The sequence below is a fragment of the Desulfovibrio desulfuricans genome (assembly GCF_024460775.1).
Classification (GTDB): domain Bacteria; phylum Desulfobacterota; class Desulfovibrionia; order Desulfovibrionales; family Desulfovibrionaceae; genus Desulfovibrio; species Desulfovibrio desulfuricans_E.
Genome location: NZ_JANFYZ010000107.1, coordinates 1 through 236, shown reverse-complemented (window position 1 = coordinate 236; position 236 = coordinate 1). Strand labels below are relative to the sequence as shown.

Genomic DNA, 236 nt, shown 5'->3' with positions numbered 1-236 from the left:
TCTGACAGCTCTTTTCTGCATCTGCTTCATCACCTCGGCATTTTCTCTCGATTCTGTATCCAGAAACAACACTTCTCCTTCATCAGACAACACAATTCCATACGGATTCAAATACTTATAATTCTGTCCTTCACCGCATCGCTCATACTGCTCTGCACAGACTGCCATTTTTCGGAACCATCCAAATAAAACTGCTTTATCGACGACCGCTTCATTCTTCATACGATCGATAAGCA

1 protein-coding gene is annotated in these 236 nt (G+C 42.4%); it reads right to left on the bottom strand.

The features are described from left to right. On the bottom strand, positions 1-236 hold a 236-nt coding region (locus NE637_RS15580), incomplete at both ends, for a hypothetical protein (RefSeq protein ID WP_256267832.1).